Origin of the sequence: Amycolatopsis minnesotensis (assembly GCF_039529815.1) — a bacterium.
Classification (GTDB): domain Bacteria; phylum Actinomycetota; class Actinomycetes; order Mycobacteriales; family Pseudonocardiaceae; genus Amycolatopsis; species Amycolatopsis minnesotensis.
In genome coordinates, this window is the sequence record NZ_BAAANN010000013.1 from 211,729 (window position 1) to 232,797 (window position 21,069).

At 69.9% G+C, this 21,069-nt stretch carries 23 protein-coding genes; 11 read left to right on the plus strand and 12 right to left on the minus strand.

Annotation, left to right across the window (positions count from 1 at the left end):
* Positions 1 to 562: 562 nt before the first annotated feature.
* On the minus strand, positions 563 to 2,200 hold the full coding sequence (locus ABD256_RS18575; protein WP_344419844.1) for a GMC oxidoreductase: 1,638 nt from the start codon (positions 2,198 to 2,200) through the stop codon (positions 563 to 565).
* A gap of 88 nt (positions 2,201 to 2,288) precedes the next feature.
* Positions 2,289 to 2,759 (minus strand): hotdog fold domain-containing protein, encoded by a 471-nt coding sequence (locus ABD256_RS18580; protein WP_344419847.1) that lies wholly within the window; start codon positions 2,757 to 2,759, stop codon positions 2,289 to 2,291.
* 55 nt (positions 2,760 to 2,814) lie between these two features.
* Here ABD256_RS18580 and ABD256_RS18585 point away from each other — a divergent pair, with 55 nt between their 5' ends.
* Positions 2,815 to 3,396: an acid phosphatase gene (locus ABD256_RS18585; RefSeq protein WP_344419929.1), complete on the plus strand. Its 582-nt coding sequence runs from the start codon at positions 2,815 to 2,817 to the stop codon at positions 3,394 to 3,396.
* Positions 3,397 to 3,405: 9 nt separating this feature from the next.
* Entirely contained in the window at positions 3,406 to 3,885 is a 480-nt protein-coding gene (locus ABD256_RS18590; protein ID WP_344419850.1) for a GNAT family N-acetyltransferase, read from the plus strand.
* On the opposite strand, the gene ABD256_RS18595 is transcribed toward ABD256_RS18590, so the two are convergent.
* Positions 3,882 to 4,355 carry a hypothetical protein gene (locus ABD256_RS18595; protein ID WP_344419853.1) on the minus strand — a complete coding sequence of 158 codons (474 nt, stop codon included), beginning with the start codon at positions 4,353 to 4,355 and terminating at the stop codon, positions 3,882 to 3,884. The two genes, ABD256_RS18590 and ABD256_RS18595, sit on opposite strands and share 4 nt — an antisense overlap.
* A gap of 346 nt (positions 4,356 to 4,701) precedes the next feature.
* Here ABD256_RS18595 and ABD256_RS18600 point away from each other — a divergent pair, with 346 nt between their 5' ends.
* Together ABD256_RS18600 and ABD256_RS18605 are read left to right on the plus strand one after the other, a co-directional pair.
* Positions 4,702 to 5,610 carry a diacylglycerol/lipid kinase family protein gene (locus tag ABD256_RS18600; protein WP_344419856.1) on the plus strand — a complete coding sequence of 303 codons (909 nt, stop codon included), beginning with the start codon at positions 4,702 to 4,704 and terminating at the stop codon, positions 5,608 to 5,610.
* 287 nt (positions 5,611 to 5,897) lie between these two features.
* Complete coding sequence (locus tag ABD256_RS18605; protein WP_344419859.1) at positions 5,898 to 6,152, plus strand: WhiB family transcriptional regulator; 255 nt, start codon at positions 5,898 to 5,900, stop codon at positions 6,150 to 6,152.
* 357 nt (positions 6,153 to 6,509) lie between these two features.
* On the opposite strand, the gene ABD256_RS18610 is transcribed toward ABD256_RS18605, so the two are convergent.
* Together ABD256_RS18610 and ABD256_RS18615 are read right to left on the minus strand one after the other, a co-directional pair.
* Positions 6,510 to 8,003, minus strand: coding sequence for a sensor histidine kinase (locus tag ABD256_RS18610; RefSeq protein WP_344419863.1), 1,494 nt, complete (start codon positions 8,001 to 8,003; stop codon positions 6,510 to 6,512).
* A gap of 15 nt (positions 8,004 to 8,018) precedes the next feature.
* The gene (locus ABD256_RS18615) at positions 8,019 to 8,234 is read right to left on the minus strand and encodes a biotin/lipoyl-binding carrier protein (RefSeq protein WP_344419866.1); all 216 of its coding nucleotides are present in this window, start codon (positions 8,232 to 8,234) and stop codon (positions 8,019 to 8,021) included.
* Between the two features lie 207 nt (positions 8,235 to 8,441).
* Between ABD256_RS18615 and ABD256_RS44420 the strand changes: the two genes are divergently transcribed.
* Entirely contained in the window at positions 8,442 to 8,516 is a 75-nt protein-coding gene (locus tag ABD256_RS44420; RefSeq protein WP_098515123.1) for a 50S ribosomal protein bL37, read from the plus strand.
* Positions 8,517 to 8,579: 63 nt separating this feature from the next.
* On the opposite strand, the gene rsrA is transcribed toward ABD256_RS44420, so the two are convergent.
* Positions 8,580 to 8,909 carry a mycothiol system anti-sigma-R factor gene (gene rsrA / locus ABD256_RS18620; protein ID WP_344419869.1) on the minus strand — a complete coding sequence of 110 codons (330 nt, stop codon included), beginning with the start codon at positions 8,907 to 8,909 and terminating at the stop codon, positions 8,580 to 8,582.
* On the minus strand, positions 8,906 to 9,532 hold the full coding sequence (locus tag ABD256_RS18625; RefSeq protein WP_215550176.1) for a sigma-70 family RNA polymerase sigma factor: 627 nt from the start codon (positions 9,530 to 9,532) through the stop codon (positions 8,906 to 8,908). The genes rsrA and ABD256_RS18625 overlap by 4 nt, the downstream gene beginning before the upstream one ends.
* Positions 9,533 to 9,736: 204 nt before the next feature.
* Between ABD256_RS18625 and ybaK the strand changes: the two genes are divergently transcribed.
* The gene (gene ybaK / locus ABD256_RS18630) at positions 9,737 to 10,213 is read left to right on the plus strand and encodes a Cys-tRNA(Pro) deacylase (protein WP_344419875.1); all 477 of its coding nucleotides are present in this window, start codon (positions 9,737 to 9,739) and stop codon (positions 10,211 to 10,213) included.
* A gap of 318 nt (positions 10,214 to 10,531) precedes the next feature.
* Here ybaK and ABD256_RS18635 read toward each other — a convergent pair whose 3' ends face one another.
* Complete coding sequence (locus tag ABD256_RS18635; RefSeq protein ID WP_344419878.1) at positions 10,532 to 11,140, minus strand: alpha/beta hydrolase family protein; 609 nt, start codon at positions 11,138 to 11,140, stop codon at positions 10,532 to 10,534.
* Positions 11,137 to 11,910, minus strand: a complete 774-nt coding sequence (locus ABD256_RS18640; RefSeq protein WP_344419881.1) for an SOS response-associated peptidase — start codon at positions 11,908 to 11,910, stop codon at positions 11,137 to 11,139. The genes ABD256_RS18635 and ABD256_RS18640 overlap by 4 nt, the downstream gene beginning before the upstream one ends.
* 116 nt (positions 11,911 to 12,026) lie before the next feature.
* Between ABD256_RS18640 and rsgA the strand changes: the two genes are divergently transcribed.
* The 4 genes from rsgA to ABD256_RS18660 all read left to right on the plus strand — a co-directional run bounded on the left by rsgA (position 12,027) and on the right by ABD256_RS18660 (position 15,619).
* A complete protein-coding gene (rsgA, locus tag ABD256_RS18645; protein WP_344419884.1) occupies positions 12,027 to 13,034 on the plus strand; it encodes a ribosome small subunit-dependent GTPase A in 1,008 nt (335 codons plus the stop codon).
* Positions 13,035 to 13,203: 169 nt separating this feature from the next.
* Positions 13,204 to 14,079: an SCO4651 family lipoprotein gene (locus ABD256_RS18650; protein ID WP_344419886.1), complete on the plus strand. Its 876-nt coding sequence runs from the start codon at positions 13,204 to 13,206 to the stop codon at positions 14,077 to 14,079.
* A 199-nt stretch (positions 14,080 to 14,278) separates the two neighbouring features.
* Positions 14,279 to 15,145 carry an SCO4651 family lipoprotein gene (locus ABD256_RS18655; protein WP_344419889.1) on the plus strand — a complete coding sequence of 289 codons (867 nt, stop codon included), beginning with the start codon at positions 14,279 to 14,281 and terminating at the stop codon, positions 15,143 to 15,145.
* Between the two features lie 201 nt (positions 15,146 to 15,346).
* The gene (locus ABD256_RS18660) at positions 15,347 to 15,619 is read left to right on the plus strand and encodes a hypothetical protein (protein WP_344419892.1); all 273 of its coding nucleotides are present in this window, start codon (positions 15,347 to 15,349) and stop codon (positions 15,617 to 15,619) included.
* A 7-nt stretch (positions 15,620 to 15,626) separates the two neighbouring features.
* On the opposite strand, the gene pruA is transcribed toward ABD256_RS18660, so the two are convergent.
* Complete coding sequence (gene pruA, locus ABD256_RS18665; RefSeq protein ID WP_344419894.1) at positions 15,627 to 17,255, minus strand: L-glutamate gamma-semialdehyde dehydrogenase; 1,629 nt, start codon at positions 17,253 to 17,255, stop codon at positions 15,627 to 15,629.
* 134 nt (positions 17,256 to 17,389) lie between these two features.
* On the opposite strand from pruA, the gene ABD256_RS18670 reads away from it, so the two are divergent.
* Complete coding sequence (locus ABD256_RS18670; protein ID WP_344419897.1) at positions 17,390 to 18,265, plus strand: SCO4651 family lipoprotein; 876 nt, start codon at positions 17,390 to 17,392, stop codon at positions 18,263 to 18,265.
* An 873-nt stretch (positions 18,266 to 19,138) separates the two neighbouring features.
* Here ABD256_RS18670 and ABD256_RS18675 read toward each other — a convergent pair.
* Both ABD256_RS18675 and ABD256_RS18680 read right to left on the minus strand, forming a co-directional pair.
* Positions 19,139 to 19,633, minus strand: coding sequence for a DUF6912 family protein (locus tag ABD256_RS18675; RefSeq protein WP_344419900.1), 495 nt, complete (start codon positions 19,631 to 19,633; stop codon positions 19,139 to 19,141).
* The gene (locus tag ABD256_RS18680; RefSeq protein WP_344419903.1) at positions 19,630 to 21,036 is read right to left on the minus strand and encodes a WS/DGAT/MGAT family O-acyltransferase; all 1,407 of its coding nucleotides are present in this window, start codon (positions 21,034 to 21,036) and stop codon (positions 19,630 to 19,632) included. The genes ABD256_RS18675 and ABD256_RS18680 overlap by 4 nt, the downstream gene beginning before the upstream one ends.
* Between the last annotated feature and the right edge of the window lie 33 nt (positions 21,037 to 21,069).

Sequence of the window (21,069 nt, forward strand, 5' to 3'; positions counted from 1 at the left end):
CCGCCGCGAAGGGCGAGATCGCGGCGCCAGATGCCCCCAAGGCGCCCTTCAAGGAATGCACCGAACCTCCCAAGCTCACCCCTCTCCGCGCTGCCCGCCCCGAAAAGGGAGCCTTCACAGGCGTGAACGCCGCAGATACGACCACACAGGCCCGCCCTGCCCCGGGGTGGATGCTGTGAAGGGGCCCTTGAGGGAATCCAACGCCGCGAAGGCGTCCTTCGGGGCATGAGGATCGCCGTGTCGTCTACCGCGAGGGGCGAGATCGCGGCGTCAGATTCCCCCAAGGCGCCCTTCAAGGAATGCACCGAACCTCCCAAGCTCACCCCTCTCCGCGCTGCCCGCCCCAAAAGGAAGCCTTCACAGGCGCGAACGCCGCAGATACGACCACACAGGCCCGCCCTGCCCGGAGCGCATGCCCCGAACGGACCCTCGAGGGAATCCAACGCCGCCAAGGCCCCCTTCACGGCATGGGATCGCCGTGCCGCCCGCCGCGAAGGGCGAGATCGCGGCGCCAGATTCCCCCAAGGCGCCCTTCAGGGAATGCGCCCCCGTCGGGCGGGAATCAGCGCAGGACGTCTTCGGCGAGTACGCGTTCGACGTTGCGCTCGGCCAGCGCGGTGATGGTCACGAACGGGTTCACGCCGGTGCTGCCGGGGATCAGCGAGCCGTCGGTGACGTACAGGTTGGGCGCGCCCTTGACCCTGCCGTGGAGATCGGTGGCCTTGCCCAGCACCGCGCCGCCGAGCGGGTGGTAGGTGAACCGGTTCTCGAACGGCCGCGTGTCGCCGAACAGGTCGTGGCGGTAGATCGTGGTGTTCGCCCTGTTGATCTTGTCGAACAGGGCCTTCGCCGCGTCGATCGACGGCTGGCCCTGGTCCGCGGTCCACGACAGCTTCGCCGAGTCGCTCGCGGGGTCGTAGCGGAACCGCCCGCGCTCGGGGTTCTTCGTGATCGCGAGGTAAAGGCTGACCCACGTCTCGAGCCCGGCCGGCACGGGCGCGATCTCGGCGAACACGGGGTACTTCGGGTCGTCCCAGTTGTCGATGCCGAGCGTGGGCATGCCGGACTGCAGGCTGCCCGTGGTGTCCCAGAGGTGGTTCGCGCGGCCCAGCATCACGTTGCCGTTGGTGCCCCAGCCCTCGCCGACCTCTTCGGACAGCTCCGGCAGCCGCCCGGTGTCGCGGGCGCGCAGCAGCAGTTCCGTGGTGCCGAGGCTGCCGGCGCCGAGGAACAGGTGCTTCGCGCCGATGTGCTTCGTCGCGAGCACGGTGCCGTCGGCGTCGCTCTCGCGGACGACGAGGGTGTACGCGCCGTCGGGCTGGCGCAGGATCTCCCGCACCTCGTGCAGCGTGTGGATCCGGACGTGGCCGGTGCCCAGTGCCGCGGCGAGGTAGGTCCTGTCGAGCGACCGCTTGCCGTGGTTGTTGCCGTAGATGACCTCCGACGCGAGCGCCGAACGCGGCACGGTGCCCTCTTCCTCGGCCTTCAGGTACTCGAAGTCGTAGACGCTCGGCACGAACGCGGTCTTGAAGCCCGCCTTCGCCGCGGCCTTCCGCGAAACCCTGGCGTAGTTGTACGAACGGCACTTCTCGAACCACGCCCGGTCGACCTCGTTCCTGCCGAGCCCGGCGTTGGCGCGCGGGAAGTACCTGCCGTACATCTCGTCCGCGTCGACCTCGGGCAGGATCTCCTCGAAGTAGTCCCGCCGGGGAGTCACGGCCATCGCCCCGTTCACCAGCGAGCCGCCGCCGACGCCGCGCCCGAGGTACACCGACATGTCGCCGAAGTGCACGCGGTCGAGCACGCCCGCGTGCCTGCGGATGTCGTGGTTCGCCAGGTCGAGCCACAGGAACGAGGCCAGTGGCGCCTCGGTGCGGTCCTTGAACCACATCGACCGCTCGTCCGGCGAGAGCATCGGGCAGAAGACCTTGCCGTCGGCGCCCGCGGTGTCCCAGAGCTGCCCCATTTCGAGCATGACGGTGGGCACGCCCGCCTCGCCCAGCCGCAGCGCGGTCACCGCGGCGCCGTAACCGGTGCCGATCACCACGGCGGGGGAAAACTCGGGCAGCGCCGTCGTTTTCCGGCCGCTCGCGGACGCGGCGGGGACCGAAATGGAGGTCAGTCCGAGCGCGGCGGCCGAATTGAGCGCGGCAAGGCCGAGGAAACGCCTGCGGGAGAAGGGGGAAGGCATGCGTCGCATGCTGCAAGCCCGCTTTCCGGCTGACAAGAGCAAACCCGAAGTCGATTCACGTCAACTGGGTAAACGGTGTTTATTTCACTCACCTGGGCTACTCGTTGCGCCGCGTCACCCAGATCGTGATCACGCCCGTCACGACGGGTTCATCGCGCTTGTCCCGAATCGTCACGGGTACCGGCAACGCGAATCCGGAATCGCCGAACTCGGGAATTTCCGGCAGTTCGGCGACGGCGCGCAGGCCGCTGCCCGCCTTCGCGACGTAGTCGACGGTCATCCCCTTCGGCAGCCACCGGTGCGTCGGCGGCACGGTCGCCTCGGCGAGCATGCCCATCGCGATCTCCGCGAGGTTGCACGCCGCGATCGCGTGGAAGGTGCCGATGTGGTTGTGCACACCCCACCACTTCGGCGCGGTGACCTCGCACCGGCCCGGCCGGATCTCCCGCACGTGCGGCAGCACGGTGCCGAAGTACGGCACACGCAGGCACATCGCGGCGGAGAACAGCCCGCGACCACCCGGCACCCGCGAGAGCCGCTCCCACAGGCCGAACGTCGAGTTCGCCATACACACCCTCCCTACTCGCGAGTAGCAAAGCAGACGGCAGGGTATGTTCGCAAACGTGGACCACCTGCTCTACCTACTCCGGCACGGCCAGACCGAATGGTCGGTCAACGGGCGGCACACCGGCCGCACCGACATCCCGCTGACCGCCGAGGGCGAGGACGAAGCCCGCGCCGCGGGCGAAACACTGGCGAAGCTCCGCCACGGCCCCGCGCTCGTGCTGACCAGCCCCCGCGCGCGTGCGGTGAAGACGGCGGCGCTGGCCGGGCTCGACGTGCACGAGACCACCGAACAGCTCGCCGAATGGGACTACGGCGACTACGAGGGCATCACCACCGACCGGATCCGCGAGACCGTGCCCGGCTGGACGGTGTGGACGCACCCGATCCCCGGCGGCGAGAGCGCGCCGGAGGTGGCGGCGCGCGCGGACGACGTACTGGCCAAGGCCCGCGAAACGCTGTCGGACTCCGACGTCGTGCTCGTCGGGCACGGCCACTTCAGCAGGGTCCTGATCGCGCGCTGGCTCGGCCTTCCCGCCACCGCGGGAGTCCACTTCGGACTCTCATCCGCCGGGGTGAGCGTGCTCGGCGACGAGCGCGGCGAACCGCGGATCGAACACCTCAACATCCCGCCGCTCTAGGAGACTTCGATGCCAGCAACGATCCGCCGCGTCCGGGAGTCCGATGTGGACACCGTGGTGGGCATGGTGCACGGCCTCGCCGAGTTCGAGAAGGCGCCGCAGGACTGCCACCTCACCGCGGCGCAGCTTCGCGCGGCGCTGTTCGGCGAATCGCCCGCGCTGTTCGGGCACATCGCCGAAGACCGCGGCGAGATCGTCGGGTTCACGCTGTGGTTCCTGAACTTCTCCACCTGGAACGGCGTGCACGGCATCTACCTCGAAGACCTCTACGTCAACCCGGAGGCACGGGGCTCTGGCGCGGGCAAGGCGCTGATGACCGAACTCGCGAGGCTGTGCGTCGAGCGCGGGTACTCGCGGCTGGAATGGTCGGTGCTCGACTGGAACCCCGCGGTGCGGTTCTACCGCGCGCTCGGCGCGGTGCCGATGGACGAGTGGAGCGTGTACCGCCTCGACGGCGAACCGCTGCGCGCGCTCGCCGGAACGGCCTAGTCGTCCGATTCGCGCCGCTCCGCGCGCCCCTCGATGCCGCCGCGGCGCGCGGCCTCCTCTTCGGACTCGCCATCCTGCTGCCCGAGCGCCCACGCGCGCGAGGGCTGGCGGAAGAGCAGGTACACCACGAGCAGTCCGACCAGGACGACCGGGACTCCGGGCCCCGGCAGGCTCGACGGACCGGTCAGGTAGACGCCGATGCCCGCGGTGATCAGCGCCACCACCACCCCGGGTGAACGCGCCCACAGCTTTCCGAACGCCAAGCCGATACCCACCGCGACGACGGCGATCCCGAGTAGCCCGTAGAACCCCGCTTCGGCGTACACATTGTTACCGGGCGCGCTCGACTGACCGCTTTGCGCCAGCACCATGACGCCGAGTACCAGCACCGCCACCCCTGGCAACAGCGTGATCGCCCCGGCGAGCCGGACTTCGCGCGGCGCGGGAGAAATCTTGTCTGCGATCGGCACGGCTTGTGGCCTTCCACCTGCGGTTGCGTCGCACGGATGACCGTGCGTGAACGCAGCCGAGCCTATGCCACCCGGACGGCCGTTTTCCTCCGGCGTCCACGCGACCAAGATCTGAAGCAGTCGTCGATGAGCGGGCGGTCGGCCCGGGTGCACTTGTCACGGCGAACGGTGACGCGGGCGAAGGGTCCGCGCGTCGGACACGAGACGGAGGACCGCCCCGGCACAGCCTTCGACTGGTACGTCTTGGGAGTCGGGCACGTCCACGGGGCACACACCCCGCGGACCGGTACCGTGACGAGCTTCGCAGTACCGGGCCCGAGGTCGAGTCTTCACCTACCCTGCGGTAGTGCGCGCAGTCCTCGTCGTGAACCCGCAGGCGACCTCGACCACCCCCGGTGGCCGGGACGTGCTGGCGCATGCGCTCGCCAGCCAGGTGAAGCTCGAAGTCGTCGAAACCGGGTACCGGGGCCACGCGCTGGCCGTCGCGAAGGCGAGCGTCCGCGACGGGATCGACCTCGTGGTGGCGCACGGCGGCGACGGCACGGTCAACGAGGTCGTCAACGGCCTGCTCGCGGACTCCCCGCCGGTCGGCAGCATGCTCGGCGTGGTGCCCGGCGGCTCCGCGAACGTGTTCGCCCGCGCACTCGACATCCCGCGCGACCCCGTCGAAGCCACCCACCAGCTGCTCAACGCGATCGAGACGGGCCGGAGCAGGCGCGTCGGGCTCGGCCGCGCCGACCGGCACTGGTTCACCTTCAACGCCGGGCTCGGCTGGGACGCCGACGTCGTCGCCGGTGTCGCGAAGCGGCGCGGCAAGCAGACCAGTCCCTCCCTCTACCTGCGCGCCGCGGTCGCGTGCCACGTCCGCCCGCCACTGGGCAGGCCGACGATGACCGTGCGGCTGCCCGGCGAGGATCCGGTCGAGGTGCGTACCGCGTTCGTGTCCAACACCGACCCGTGGAGCTACCTCGGCGCGCGGCCGGTGCACCTGAACAACGGCTGTTCCTTCGACGCCGGGCTCGGATTGTTCGCGCTCAAGGGCCTGGGACTACCCACCGTGTTCAGGCATGTACGCCAAGCGCTCACGACGAGCGGCAACCAGCGCGGCAGGCGTCTCCTGCGTCACGACGACGTGGCAACTTTCTGCATAGAGGCTTCTGAACCGGTAAACTTCCAGGTGGACGGAGACCTGGTCGGCCAGCGGACCAGGGTGGAGTTCACCAGTGCGCCGGGCGCACTGTCGGTGATGTGCTGAACACCCCGGCAGAGCCCGCCTCGACTGACCACTAGCGGCAAAGACCGACCTGCCGCTCGTCGACTGAGAACATCCACTCACCGCATCGCCCTTCCTTCGCGAAGGTCGTTTCGGACAGAAACCGCAGGTCAGACGGGTCGCTCGGCCGGGTGAGCTGACTCACCGATCTTCGGAAAACCCTTGTCGAAAGCGGTGCTTCGTGAAAGCATTCACAAGCACCCCAAAAAAACGACCGCCATGACGACTGTGGCGCAGAGCTCTGCGCCCCCAAGAAGGAGCTCACAGAAATGGACTGGCGCCACGACGCGGCCTGCCGAGACGAGGACCCCGAGCTGTTCTTCCCCGTGGGAACCAGCGGTCCCGCTCTGCTCCAGGTCTCCGAGGCGAAGGCCGTGTGCCACCGCTGCACCGTCGCATCCGACTGTCTCGCCTGGGCCTTGGCCAGTGGACAGGATGCCGGCGTGTGGGGCGGCATGAGCGAGGACGAGCGACGCGCCCTCAAGCGCCGCCGCACTCACATCGGCACCCGCAGCAACGCCTGATCGAGAACCACCACTCCCGCAGGATCGATTTCGCCCGCTTACCGCGCGCCCGCGTTACGTGAGGTGACATCGGCCCTGTCTGAGCGTAACAACCAAGGTGACTGTGACCTGCACCGGGTCCGACTACCTCCCGGGCCACCCGCGAACACGGGCCCGGTAACAGGGACTTCACAAGTCCTCCCGCAGTTAGGGCGGCCCCTCCCAGAGGGGCCGCCCTAAAAAATGGGGTTTTGTTGTTGAGCGGGCTAAACGTCGTCGGCCGCGAGTGGGACGGCATCGGATTCCCCTAGGGCCCACCGCGGGAGCAGGGCAGGCACCGTCCGGGTTGGACGGAAGTGTCCATTGAGGACAGCGGTCTCAGAGGCGGCGGCTCAGGGGGATTCGCAAGGCGGCTTCGGTGCCGCCGGTGCGACCCCGCAGCGAAAGCGACCCCCGCAATTCCGATTCGACGAGCGTGCGCGCGATCTGCAAGCCGAGGCCGTCGGTGCGTTCCAGCGAGAACCCGGACGGCAGCCCGCGGCCGTCGTCGCGGATGAGCACGTCCAGCCACCGCGCCGACCGTTCGACCTTGACCTCCACCTCGCCGGAGCGCCCCTGCGGGAACGCGTGCTCCACGGCGTTCTGCACCAGCTCCGCGAGCACCATCACCAGCGGCGTGGCGATCTCGGCGACGACGATCCCGAACGAGCCGGTGCGCGAGAACGTCACGTGCGACTCGGCCGTGGCGACCTCGCCGACCATCGGCAGCACGTTGTCGAGCAGCTTGTCCAGGTCCACCCGCTCGTCGACGGACACCGACAGCGCCTCGTGCACCATCGCGATCGACGACACCCGCCGCACCGACTCCCCCAGCGCCAGGCGCGCTTCGTCGCTCGAGGTGCGGCGCGACTGCAACCGCAGGAGCGCGGCCACGGTCTGCAGGTTGTTCTTCACCCGGTGGTGGATCTCCCGGATGGTCGCGTCCTTCGACAGCAGCGCGCGATCGCGGCGCTTGACCTCGGTGACGTCGCGGACCAGCACCAGCGCACCGGCCGCCTGCCCGGCCGGCCGCAGCGGGAGCGCGCGGAACAGCACGACGGCCCCGCGGCGCGAGTCGGCCTCCGCGCGGCTCCCAGGCTTCCCGTCGAGCGCGTTCAGGATCCGGTGGGACACCTCGGTCGCGTCGAACGGGTCGCGGATGAGAGAACGCGTGAGCGGCGCGAGCCGCGCGCCGACGAGATCGGATTCGTGCCCCATCCGGTGGTAGGCGGACAGCCCGTTGGGGCTCGCGAACACCACCGCGCCCGACGGGTCGAGGCGGATCAGGCCGTCGCCGACGCGGGGGCTGGTGTGCGCGTCGCTCTGCGAGTCCTTGCTCGGGAACGTGCCGTCCACGATCATCTGGCACAGGTCGCCCGCGCTGCCGAGGTAGGCGATCTCCAGCGGGCTCGGGACCCGCGGCGCGGCGAGGTTCGTCTCCCTGCTCAGCACGCCGATCACGCTGCCGTGGAAGCTCACCGGGATCGCTTCGCGCCGCATCGGCAGGTCGCGGTACCAGTGCGGGTCCTCCTCGCGGCAGATCCGGACCTCGCGCATCGCCTTCGCGAGCTGCGGGTGCTCGTCCACGGTGAAGCGCGTGCCGACGACGTCCTCCGGATGGGCCGTCGGCGCCGTCGTCGGCCGTGCCTGCGCGACGCACACGAAGTCACCCCCGTCGGGGTACACCTCGTGGGCCACCGGGACCCACAGCAGGAAGTCCGCGAAGGACAGGTCGGCGAGGAGCTGCCATTCGGCGACCACCGTCTGCAGGTGGTCGGCCGCCTCGCCCGACAGCCCGGTGTTCTCGGCCAGCAGGTCGGACAGTGTGGACACGGATCTCCTCTGCGCTCACTCCAGTACCGCGAGCAGGTCGCCTTCCTGCACGACGTCGCCCTCGTGCACCGCGAGCCTGGTCAGCTTGCCCGAGCCCTCGGTGAGCACGGGGATCTCCATCTTCATGGATTCGAGGATCACCACCGGGTCGCCGTCACCGAGTGTCACCCCTTCGGCGGCAACGACCTTCATCACATTGGCGACGATCTCGGCCCTGATCTCCTCGGCCATCGGTGGTGTCCTCCCGCGAACGCAGTGGTGGGCGCGCCCGGCGGATCCGCCCGGTCCCGAACGCGCCTTTCATCCAAGCAGAGCGAGCTGCCTTCGGCCCAGCCCGGGAACCCCCTGTTCGGGGGCCATGTCAAACTAGGGGTTCGGAGCTCGGGCGTGCCCCGAGGCGGAGAACCCATCGGCCCATCGAAGCACTGAGGAGCAGGCATGTCGAAGCGCGCCCGCAAGCGTCGTGACCGCAAGAAGAACGGCGCGAACCACGGCAAGAAGCCCAACGCCTGAGCAAGGCGGACGCGAAAGGCCCCGAGACCAGCACGGTCCGGGGCCTTTACGCTGTCCGGTGCGCTATTCGGTGCGCTGCTCGGTGCGCTGCTCGATGGAGACCTCGGTGCGTTCGATGGTGATCCCGCCCCGCTCCTCGACGGTCTTCCTGATCGACGCGCGCAGGCGGCTCTTCAGGTCGTCCGGCGCGTGGTCACCGCCGCACTTGCGGGCCAGCAGCTGCTTGAGCTGCTCGTCGATGCCGTACTGCTCCAGGCACGGCGGGCAGTCCTCGATGTGCTTGCGCAGCTGCGCCTCGTGGTCGGGACCGCACTCCCGGTCGAGCAGCAGGTAGATCTCGGCGAGCGCTTCGTCGCAGCTGACCTTGCCGCTGTCCCCGCATTCGTTGCTCATCGCCCCGCCACCTCCTGCTTGGCCGCCCTGATGAACCCGCGCTCGCGCGCGACATCGGCCAGCAGGTCGCGCAGCTGGGCGCGGCCGCGGTGCAGGCGGGACATCACGGTCCCGATCGGGGTGTCCATGATCTCCGCGATCTCCTTGTAGGCGAAGCCCTCCACGTCGGCGAGGTACACCGCGAGCCGGAAGTCCTCCGGCAGCCGCTGCAGGGCCTGCTTGACGTCGGCGTCCGGCAGCTTGTCCATCGCCTCGACCTCGGCCGAGCGCAGCCCGCTCGACGTGTGGTTCTCCGCCTTGGCGATCTGCCAGTCGGTGATCTCCTCGGTCGGCTGCTGCACCGGCTGGCGCTGGCGCTTCCGGTAGCCGTTGATGTAGGTGTTGGTGAGGATGCGGTACATCCACGCCTTGAGGTTGGTGCCCTCCTTGAAGGAGGCGAACGCCGAATAGGCCTTCAGGTAGGTCTCCTGGACCAGGTCCTCGGCGTCGGCCGGGTTGCGGGTCATCCGCATGGCCGCCGAGTAGAGCTGGTCGAGCAGTGGCATGGCGTCGCGCTCGAAGCGTTCGGTCCGCGCCTGCTCGGAGCCCGATTCGGGCACCGCCGGGTTCTGCGTGCTCGGCAAACCGTTCCCTTCCCCGTCCTCGTCGATGCGCGGCTGCGCATATGACTGCGTCGAGGATACGCGGGAGGGTGCGCGCCGGCCCGCCGCGGCGGCTCGCGCCTGGCGCTGGGGATGGATTGCGGGGGTGGCTAGCGTCGTCTGCACACCGGTGTCAACCAGGCCGCCGCCGCCGGCATTCCCCGCCGGATTCGTACACTCCCTCACATGGCTGGAAAGGGCACCCCGGCGACCGCGCAGCTCACCAGGCAGAAGGTGCCGCACACGCTGCACGCCTACGACCACGACCCGCGCACCGAGTCCTTCGGCAGCGAAGCCGTCGACGCGCTCGGGCTCGACCCGGCTCGCGTCTTCAAGACCCTCGTCGCCGAGGTCGACGGCGCGCTGACCGTCGGCGTGGTCCCGGTCACCGGCCAGCTCGACCTGAAGGCGCTTGCCGCCGCCGTCGGCAAGAAGAAGGCGAAGATGGCCGACGCCGCCGCGGCCCAGCGCGCCACCGGTTACGTCCTCGGCGGCATCTCGCCACTCGGCCACCGCTCGAAACTGCCCGTCGTGATCGACTCGTCGGCCGAACAGTTCGACACCGTCTACTGCTCAGCAGGCCGCCGAGGCCTGGAAGTCGAACTAGCACCCGCGGACCTGATCAAGCTGACCAACGGAACCGTCTCCCCCCTCGCACGCTGACCGCGAGCCACGACATTTAGCCCGCGAACTGCACCCAGCGACCCACACCCCACCTTCGCCCACCTACGAAGAACCCCCTCGCCCGCCTACCCTCCGAGTGCCGCGAGGCCCGCGCCGAAGGCGCGGTCACTCCCAACCCAGCCACCCACCGGCGAGCCGACGCGCCCCGCGCGGCGGGGAGCGTCTCGGTCGGTCGCAGGGCCCCCTGGGCCCTCTGAATTTGCGATGGCAGGGCGCCACCGCACCCAACTGCCACACACGCTGGAAGCCACGCCCTGGCAGCGCAAATTCTGACGACCGATAAAAAACACAGACCGATCAAATTAGAGGCCGCAGCACGCGTTCCAGCCATTCGGAGGCGGCGCGGGCTACGCCGTCCAGGTCGGCGTCCAGTGCGTGGGTGCCGGTCAGCATCACCAGTTCGTGGTGCGGGCCCGCCTCGGGCCTGCCGAACGCGTCCGACTCGCCCTGGATGACCAGCACCGGCACCTCGACGGCGTCCAGCTCCTGCTGCCGGGACTTCTCCGGCTTACCGGGCGGGTGCTCGGGGAACGCCAGGCACAGCACCGCGACGGCCTGCCCTGCCGAGGCCGTGCGGCACGCGACCCTCGCTCCGGACGACCGGCCGCCGAAGACGGTCGGCAGGCCGTCGAACCGGTCCGCGAGTTCCTCGGCCACGGCCAGCCAAGCCGTATCGAGCTGGTTCGCGGGCGCGGGCGCGCGCCGCCCCGCGACCCGGTAGGGCTGCTCGACCAGCGCCACGTGCACGTCGACGGCCTGCGCCGCGCGGGTGACGGCCACCAGGTCCTTCGCGCCGACGCCGCCGCCCGCACCGTGCCCGAGCATCAGCACCGCGCGGCCTTCCCCGGCGCAGTGCAGCTCCGCGCGGGCGAGCCCGTGCGGGGTGTCGACCTCGACGCGGGTCATGACGCCGGCAGGTCGAACAGTGCCCCGTCGTCCAGTTGCTTCGCCGCGGGGTCGACCCGCTCGATCAGCTGCTCCCCGTTGTTGCGGACACTGTTGACCTGCGAGGACACTGGCCGCAGCTCGATGCCGTCGACCAGGTCGAGCGACGGCGCGAGCAGGTCGCCGACCTCGTCGGCGTCCGGGTCGAGCCAGGACTGCCAGGTGCTCTTCGGCATCATCAGCGGCATCCGGTGGTGCACCTCGGTGAGCTTGCCGACGGCGTCGGTGGTGAGCACCGAGAACGTGAGGAGCGGCGGCGCGCCCTCCTCGGCCTTGGGGTCGCGCCAGCTCTCCCAGATCCCGGCGAACGCCAGCGAATCGTCGCCGGGGCCGGTCATGTAGAAGGGCTGCTTCCGCTTGCCGTCCCGGCGCCATTCGAACCAGCCGTCGGCAGGGACCAGGCACCGGCGCTTCGCGAGCGCCTTGCGGAACGCGGGCTTCTCGGTGGCGGTTTCCGCACGGGTGTTGATCATCTTGTTGCCCACCGCGGGATCCTTGGCCCAGAACGGCACCAGGCCCCAGCGCATCATCCGGAGGCTGCGCACCGCGGGCTCCCCGGCGAGCACCTTGCCGTCCTCGTCACGCGGATGCCGCTGCACCACGGTGACGACGTTCTTCGTTGGCGCCACGTTGTAGTCGGCGCCGCGCGCCCTGTCCTCCGTGGCATCGATCGCGTCGAACTCCCCGGTCAGCTTGGCCGGGTCCTTCGTGGCGGCATAGCGCCCGCACATCGCCCAACCCCTTTCCTGCGAGTGGGCACCCATCGTGACACGGCTGCCGCACACGCGGCGACCGGTATGGGGGATCATCGACGCTGGCAGAACGCGAGCGGGGAAGGGTGTGGCGGGTGGCCGGCAGGGACTGGCGCAAGCTGGACGAGTCCGACGTCCACGTGCGCCCTGGCCGCGGCACCAGGCCACGCAGCAAACGGCGTCCGGAGCACGCCGACGCCGCGTCCGCGCTGGTCGTCGGGGTGGACAGGGGCCGGTGGACGTGCGCGCTCGACCGCGACCCGGCGCGCGTGGTCACCGCGATGCGGGCGCGCGAGCTCGGCCGGACCCCGATCGTGGTCGGGGACACCGTCGGCATCGTCGGCGATACCAGCGGCAGGCCGGACACGCTCGCCAGGATCGTGCGCGTGGACGAGCGGACCAGCGTGCTGCGCCGGACCGCGGACGACACCGACCCGTACGAGCGGATCGTCGTCGCCAACGCGGCGCAGCTCCTGATCGTCACCGCGCTCGCCGACCCGCCGCCGCGCACCGGGTTCATCGACCGGTGCCTCGTCGCGTGTTTCGCGGGCGGGCTGCGACCCGTGCTGTGCCTGACAAAAGCCGATCTCGCGAGCCCCGACGAGCTGCTCGCGAGCTACGCCGAGCTGGACGTGCCCGCGATCGTCACCCGGCACGACCAGCCCGACGTCGACGCGGTCACCGAACGCCTGACGGGCCACGTTTCGGCGCTCGTCGGCCATTCCGGTGTCGGCAAGTCGACTTTGGTGAACCGGCTGGTCCCGGACGCCGATCTGGCGACGGGGGTGGTCAGCGCGGTCGGCAAGGGCAGGCACACGTCGGTCGCGGCCGTCGCGCTGCCGCTGCCGACCGGCGGCTGGGTGGTCGACACCCCCGGCGTCCGCTCGTTCGGCCTCGCGCACGTGACGGCCGACGACATCGTGCTGTCCTTCGAGGAATTCGCCGAAGTGGCCGAGGAGTGCCCGTCGGGATGCGGTCACCTCGGCCCGCCGGAGGACCCCGGCTGCCTGCTCGACACCGTGGTCGCCGGCGGCACCGCGAGCGCGGGCAGGCTCGAGTCGCTGCGCAGGCTGCTCGCGTCGCGTTCCGGGCACGCCGAGTAGCGGGCGGGCGAAGTGCGAGGTCGGTCTCAACCGGCCCTCGTTGCCCGAATTGATGGGTGCGAACGCGCGTGCGACGCTAGTCTTTGCCCGACTTCGCCTCGGCCACGGCGCCGACGCGGGGTACTGGTGCGGGGGAAGTCGAACTCAAGACAGGAAGTAGGGCATTTCGATGCGGAAAACAGCACTCGCGGCCGGCGGTTTCGCGCTGGTCATCGCGCTGAGCGCATGTGGTGGCAAGGAGGGGGGCCAGGCCAGCACGCCGGCGGCGGGTGGTGACGCCGCCGCGCTGTTCGGCAACGCCCAGGAACTGGTGCAGGCCGCTTCCGCCAAGACGAGCCAGCAGAAGACGTCGAAGTTCTCCATGGAAGCCAACACCATGGGTCAGCAGATGACCATGAAGGGCGAGGGGCGCTACGACGGCGACAACACCGCCATGTCGATGACGATGAACGGTCCCACCGGTGAGATGGAGATGCGTTTCGTCGACAAGGCGATGTACATCAAGCTGCCCAAGGGCGACGCCGCGAGTTCGGCGATGTCCGGCGGCAAGCCGTGGATGAAGATCGGGCAGGGCGGCGACGACCCCATCTCCAAGATGATGGGCGGCAGCTTCGACCAGATGGCGAAGCAGAGCGACCCGTCCAAGACCTTCGAGCAGGTGCAGAAGGCCGGCACCATCACCAAGAGCGAGAAGACCCAGCTCGACGGCCAGGAGGCCACGCACTACTCGATCGCGGTGGACATGGCGAAGGCCGCCGCCGAATCGTCGGCGACCGGCTTGCCCAAGGAGCTCGCGGGCAAGATGAAGGGCACCATGCCGATGGAGCTGTGGCTGAACAGCGACCAGCTGCCCATGCAGGTCACCATGGACATGACCGAGGTCATGAAGTCGATGGGCGTGCCCGGTGCCGAGAACGCGGGTGGCAAGACGACCATGAAGTACACCGACTGGGGTTCCCCGGTGAACGTCGAGGCCCCGCCCGCGGACCAGGTCGGCGAGTTCAAGATGCCCGAGATGCCGAAGGTGCCGCAGCCGACGCGCTGAGTGATCTTCCGAGGACGCCCCGCCGATTCCGGCGGGGCGTCTTCTGCTTTCCAGGGCCCTTTCCGGGCAGGGCCGCGCCGAAACCCAACCGTGACCGGCCGGTGTGCAACGTTTGCCCGCCATGCGGCGTATGTACCTCAGCGGAGCCTCGTTGGAAGGTCTCGCACTCCCGCGCATCGGCGCGAGAAGGGGGAATCGGATGCGTAAGACGATCCTGGCGGCAGGGGGTGCCGCGCTGATCGCGGTGCTGAGCGCCTGCGGGCAGGCACCGGCGCCCGCGCCCGGCCCGGCACCCGCACCGGCGGAGAAGCAGGCCGAAGGGTTGTTCACCGACGCCAGGGCGCTGGTGCAGGCCTCATCGGCCAAGGCAGGCCAGGCCGCGTCGGCGAAGTTCACCATGGACATGACCGCCGCGGGCCAGAAGATGACCGGCTCCGGCGCGATGAAGTTCGCCAACGGCCAGAACGCCGGCAGCATGACCATGTCGGTGCTCGGCCAGACCATGGAAGTGCGCATCGTCGACAACAGCACGACCTACCTGAAGCTTCCCCCGGAGGCGCTCAAGAAGCTCAACACGAAGAAGCCGTGGGTGAAGGCCGACGAGGCCACCATGAAGACCATGCTCGGCGACGGCAGCCAGACCGACCAGAGCGACCCGCGCAAGACCCTCGAGGTCATCCAGGAATCGGGCACCATCACCAAGGGCGTGCCGGAGAAGCTCGACGGCCAGGACACCTTCCACTACTCGGTCCAGCTCGACCCGGCGAAGATGCAGAAGCAGTTCCCCGGCGGGCAGAGCGCCGCGGAGTTCGCGAAGATCAAGGACAAGATCGGCAAGATCCCGATGGAGCTGTGGCTCAACGGCGACCAGCTCCCGGTCAAGATCACGATGGATCTCGGTGAGACCGTCAAGGCAGGGGCGCTGGCCGCGGGCGCGACCCCCGAGCAGCTCAACTCGATCGACATCGGCGGGCTGATGACCACCCGGTACAGCGACTGGGGCACCGCGGACGTCGCCGTGCAGGCACCGCCCGCGGACGAGGTCGGCGAACTGCCGAAGCGCTGACGCATTTCCGGCGAGGGCCGTTTTCCCGATCGCACCGGGAAAACGGCCCTTGTTTTCGCAGCCGTGGCCGAATGCGCAAGTACGTCCTGGGGTTGGATTTCCTCGACGAGGTTCAGCGGCGGGCGTCATCACCAAAGGCGTAGCCGAAAGCTCGACGGACAGGATTCCTTCCACTGCTGGATCGACCTCGACCCCGCGAAAATGGGCATGGAGCTCGACGGGCTTCCCACCGCGAAACTCGGCAAGGCACCGATGGAACTGTGGCTGCGCGGCGACCAGCTCCCGGCCAAGGTCGTCATGGACATGAGCGGGCTGGGCAGGGCGGGCGCCATCGCGGACGGCGCCACGCCCGAGGAACTCGCGGGGCTCGACCTCGGCGGGGTCGCGACCACGCGGTTCACCGGCTGGGGCACCACCGATGTCGAAGTGCGGGCACCCCCTGCGAACGAGGTCCAGGAGATGCCCCGGCGCTGAGGGTGCTTCACCGCATGTGCGGGTAGCCGATCTCCGTTGGCGCGTCGAAGGTTTCCTTGATCGACCGCGGGCTCACCCACCGCTGCAGGTTGAACATCGACCCCGCCTTGTCGTTCGTGCCCGAAGCCCGCGAGCCGCCGAACGGCTGCTGCCCGACGATCGACCCGGTCGGCTTGTCGTTGACGTAGAAGTTCCCCGCCGTGTACCGCAGCGCGCGGTGCGCCTGCTGCACCGCGGTCCGGTCGTCGGCGAACACCGCACCCGTCAGCGCGTAGGGCGAAGACTCGTCGACGATCTTCAGTATCCGCTCGTAGTCGGCGTCCTCGTACACGTGCACGGCGAGGATCGGGCCGAAGTACTCGGTGCCGAACACCTCGTGCGCGGGATCGTCCGACACCAGCACGGTCGGTTCGACGAAGTAGCCGATCGAGTCGTCGCACTGCCCGCCCGCCAGCACTTCCAGCGCCGGGTCACCGTCCACACTGGACAGCAGTCGCTGGTGCTTCGCGAAGGCGCGCGCGTCGATCACCGCACCGCCGAACAGCGAGAGGTCCGAGACGTCGCCGTACTTCACGGACCTGGTGAGGTCGGCGAGCTGCTCGCGGACACCACCGTCCCAAAGGGACCGCGGCACATACGCGCGCGAGGCCGCCGAACACTTCTGGCCCTGGTACTCGAAGGCGCCGCGGACGAGCGCGGGCGCGAGCTTGTCGGCGCGCGCGGACGGGTGGGCGACCACGAAGTCCTTCCCGCCGGTCTCCCCGACGATCCTGGGATAGGCGCGGTAGGCGTCGAGGTTGTCCGCGATCCGGCGCCACAGCAGCTTGAACGTCGCGGTGGAACCGGTGAAGTGCAGCCCGGCGAACCCGGGATCGGCGAGCGCGACGTCGCTGACGGCGTGCCCGTCGCCGGTGACCAGGTTGATCACGCCGGGCGGCAGGCCCGCTTCTTCGAACGCCCGCATCGTGTAGTGCGCGGCGAGCTGCTGCGTCGGCGTCGGCTTCCACACCACGGTGTTGCCGAGCAACGCGGGCGCCGACGGCAGGTTTCCCGCGATCGCGGTGAAGTTGAACGGGGTGATCGCCACGACGAACCCGTCGAGCGGGCGGTACTCCATCCGGTTCCAGGTGCCCGGCACCGAGTTCGGCTGCTCGGCGAGGATGCGGCGCGCGTAGTGCGCGTTGAAGCGCAGGAAGTCGATCAGCTCGCAGGCGGCGTCGATCTCGGCCTGCTGCACCGATTTCGACTGCCCCAGCATGGTCGCCGCGTTCAGGGTGTCGCGGTAGGGGCCCGCGATCAGGTCGGCGGCGCGCAGGAAGACCGCCGCACGCTCGTCGAACGGCAGCTCGCTCCACTCCGGCGCCGCGCGTTTCGCCGCGCCGACGGCCTTCCCGACGTCCTCGCGAGTCGCGTGCGCCGACACCCCGATCGTGTTCGCGTGGGCGTGCGGCATGACCACGGAGAACCGGTCGCCGCCGCCGAGCGCGCGTTTGCCGTCGATGACCTGGGTCAGCTCCGGCTGCTCGGCGGCCAGCTCCGCGATCCGCTTCTTCAGCGATTCTCGCTGGTCAGAACCAGGCGCGTAGGTGCGCACCGGTTCGTTCACCGGGCTGGGAACAGAAGTCACGGCATCCATCCGCCCATCGTGGCACGAGCGCGGGATCGCCGCCGAACCGTGACATTCGTACCGGAAACGCGATGTGCGCTTTTCGGTATTAACCAGGCGGAGAACCGCGATTCACGCCGTTCTCGTGCACAGTGAGGAATCAGATGCGCAAGACAGCCCTGCTCGTCGGCGGCTTCGCCGTGACCCTGACGCTCGGCGCCTGCGGCACCTCCGCCGCGCCCGGCCCAGCGGCCCCGGACGCCGGTCAGCAGAAGGCGTTCGCCGACGCCAAAAGCCTCGGCGAAGCCAGCTCCGCCGCCGTCGCCAAGGGGCAGTCGGTCAAGTTCGCCTTCGAGGTGACCGGCGACGCCGAGAACGCGGGCAAGGGCCACGGCGAGAGCCGCACGGCCGGTACCGGTCCCGCGACGTCGGTGGTCATGGAAGGGGCCGAGGGCGCGGCCGAGTTCCGCCTCGTCGACCAGGCGATCTACATGAAGGTCCAGGAAAAGGACCGGACGCCCGAGATGAACAAGCCGTGGGTCAAGTTCGCGCTGAACGACGCGTCCAATCCGCTCGCCGCGCTGTTCGCCCCGGTGTTCAAGCAGCTCGCCGACAGCAGCGACCCGGTGAAGATCATCGAGCGGCTGCGCGACGCCGGTACCGTGACGAGCAGCGAGCAGGCCCAGCTCGACGGCGCCGCGACCACGCACTACAAGCTCGACCTCGACGGCGCCAAGGTCATCGACAAGCAGGTCGCGTCCATGCCCGAACAGCTTCGCGCCGCCTACACCGACGAAGCGAAGAAGCGGATCCAGGCGCTCAACCTGAAGCTGCCGATGGAGCTGTGGGTGGACGGCGAGCAGCGGCCGGTCAAGCTCTTCATGGACACCGGTGACGCGCTGAAGAAGGCCGCCACCCAGAACAACGCGCCCGCCGACGGCCCGAAGAACGTGATCACGGTCCGCTACACCGACTGGGGCGCCCCGGTGGACATCACCGCCCCCGCCGCCGTGGACGTGGCCGAACTCCCGAAGATCTGACCGCGCGGCGCCCTTCAGTGCAGGCGGAGTCCCCGAAGGTCACCGTGACGATGTGTGCACGTTGATTCCGGCGGGCTGGGTGGCGGACGCGTGGATCCGCTCGGGGCTTGGTCCCTGAGGGACGCCTTCGGGGAATCTGACGCCGCGATCTCGCCCCTCGCGGCGCGCGGCATGGTGCAGCCGATGCCCCGAAGGCGCCCTTCACGGCATCACATGCCCCCAAGGGCCCCTTCGGGGCGCGGGCGCGGGGCGAAGCGGGGGCGCCCCGCGAAGGCCAGATCCGCGACGTTCACGCCTCTGCAGGTTCCCATCGGGACACCAGCGCGAAAGCGAGAAAGAAGCGCGAGCCGCAAGATCCCAGCACCGGCCCCCAAGGGCACCCTCGCGGCACCTGACGCCACAATCTCGCCCCTCGCGGCGCGCGGCATGGTGCAGCCGATACCCCGAAGGCGCCCTTCACGGCATCACATGCCCCCAAGGGCCCCTTCGGGGCGCGGGCGCGGGGCGAAGCGGGGGCGCCCCGCGAAGGCCAGATCCGCGACGTTCACGCCTCTGCAGGTTCCCATCGGGACACCAGCGCGAAAGCGAGAAAGAAGCGCGAGCCGCAAGATCCCAGCACCGGCCCCCAAGGGCACCCTCGCGGCACCTGACGCCACAATCTCGCCCCTCGCGGCGCGCGGCATGGTGCAGCCGATGCCCCGAAGGCGCCCTTCACGGCATCACATGCCCCCAAGGGCCCCTTCGGGGCATGGGCGCGGGGCGAAGCGGCGGCGAGGCGGGTGCGGAGAAGGCTCGTGAGAGCGGCATCGCGGCGGTGGGTCCCTGAAGGCGCGTCCTTCAGGGCAGGGCCCTGTGCCGGGATGGCGCCCGAAGCTACAGCAGCTCCAGCATGAAGGGGATTTCCTGCGGGGCGTACCAGGCCAGTTCGTGGTCCTCGGCGTCACCGAGGGCGAATTCGGCGTCTTCGTCGCCGAGGTCGGCGGCGTCGACGACGGCAGCCGCGGCGCGGACGGCGTCTTCGGCTTCTTCGGTGTCCACGTGCACCGCGGCGATGGCGTCCAGTTCCACCGCGCCCGGCAGCCGCACCACCGCCGGGTCGAGGTCGGGCCGCGGAGTCGCCTCGTCCACGTCCGCCGACACGACCACCCGGCGCGGCGGGGCTCCTTCGCCCTCCGTGCCGAGCAGCCGCAGCGACGCACGGGCCGCGTCCATCAGCGCGACGTACTCCAGCTCCTCGGTCGAGCCGCTCGTGTACGACTCGCGCAGCGCCGGGGTCAGCGCGAAACCGGTGCCGCTGACCGGCGTGAACCGCCCGTCGGCGGTCGCCTTCTTCAGCATGTCGATCGTGGCAGGAAAGTAGACCCTCACCAGTGCGCACCCTTCAGCTCTTCGAGTGACTCCTCGATCATCCCGGCCAGTACGTCCACATCGGACAGCGCCTTGCGGTCGCCGTTCAGTCCGAAGTAGACGCCGCCGTGGTACGAGGTTACGCCGATCGCCAGTGCCTGATTGCGCACCAGCGGGATGACCGGGTACATCTCCGTCATCCTCGCCTGTCCCGCGTACAGCGGTTCCTGCGGGCCCGGCGAGTTCGTGATGACGAGGTTGAAGATGCGGTCCGAGAACGAGCCTGCCGCCCGCGCGCCCAGCGAGTGCAGGGTCGCCGGTGCGAAGCCGCCGACCCGCAGCAGCGCCCGCGCGGCCACCGAGCGGCCGGAGTCGAGGTGCTCGGCCATCGCGTGGCCGATGTGCTGCAGCCGCAGCACCGGGTTCGGCTCGCCGACCGGCAGGTCGACGAGGTAGGCGTCGACCTGGTTGCCGACCAGGCCGACACCCGAGTACTCGGCCGCGTCCGCGTCGCGCACCGCCATCGGCACCAGCGCGCGCAGGGTGGTGGCCGGGGTCAGCGCGGATCCCCTCGACAGGAGCCATTCCCGCAGCGCGCCGGTGATCGCGGCCAGCACGACGTCGTTGACCGTGCCGCCGTGGTCGGCCCGCACCTTCCGGTAGTCCGCCAGCTTGGTGCGGACCGTGGCGAACACGCGCCCGCCGGACACCGGGACGTTCAGCGGCCCCGACGGCGCCGGGCGCGCCATCGTCCGCAGCGCGGAGGCGACACCACCGAGGGTGTCGGAGAACTTCCCCGCCGTCGCCACCACGTCCGCGGCGGCCGACCGCACGTTCTCCACCAGCTCGCCGGGCCGCTGCACGGTCTCGCTGACCGCGTCGAGCATGAGCTGCGAGCGGCTCGGCTGGCGGCGCGGCGCCCACGTGTCCTCGGCCTGCTCGGTCTCCTGCGGCGCGGCGTCGAGGATGAGCTGGCCGATCTCGATGGTGCCGACACCGTCCACCACGGACTGGTGGGTCTTCGTCACCAGCGCCACGCGGTCACCGGCGAGCCCTTCGACGAAATAGGCCTCCCACAGCGGCCGCTCCGGGGCGAGCCGCCGCGACATGAGCCGCGCGACCAGGTCGAACAGCTGCTCGTCGCTGCCGGGCGCGGGCAGCGCCGACCGCCGCACGTGGTAGTTCAGGTCGAAGTCGACGTCGTCCACCCACACCGGCCGCGCGAGGTGCCCCGGCACCGCCAGCACCCGCTGCCGGTAGCGCGGCAGGAACGCGAGCCGCTGGCCCACCAGCGCGAGCAGGTCCTCGTAGTCGAAGCCGGCCCGCGGCCGGTCGAACACGGCCACCCCGCCGACGTGCATCGGCGTCGCCGAGTCCTCGAGGTACAGGAAGGACGCGTCCAGCGCGGACAAGCGGTCGGGCATGGCACGATCCTGACACAATGCGAGACTGCGTCG